This is a genomic window from Pseudoalteromonas sp. MER144-MNA-CIBAN-0113, assembly GCF_040308965.1.
Taxonomy (GTDB): Bacteria; Pseudomonadota; Gammaproteobacteria; order Enterobacterales; family Alteromonadaceae; genus Pseudoalteromonas; species Pseudoalteromonas tetraodonis.
Window position 1 is genome coordinate 1 of the sequence record NZ_JBEOOG010000591.1, and the last position, 238, is coordinate 238.

Here is a 238-nt window from a genome sequence, read left to right on the forward strand (position 1 = left end):
GTGTGTTTTCTTCAACCATGTTCATTCCTGATAGCCTGGTGCTATCTCAATATCTTTAAGATTAAGTTGTGATTTATTGCTTAAGTGCAGCTGGTAAGTATTACAGTTTAATGTGCCTTGTTCCGTGCAGTCTACATTCCATTGTCTTAGTAAATATCCTAATAAAGCAGCTCTTACTTCTAATTTTAATTGCCCGTTTTCCATTGCGTAATCAAGCTCTATTGCTTTTGGATATTTT

At 34.9% G+C, this 238-nt stretch carries 1 protein-coding gene; it reads right to left on the reverse strand.

What is annotated here, in order from left to right:
* Window positions 1-21 precede the first annotated feature (21 nt).
* A partial coding sequence (locus tag AAEY57_RS21070) for a BrxR family transcriptional regulator (protein ID WP_502935517.1) occupies window positions 22-238 on the reverse strand: 217 nt, incomplete at its 5' end.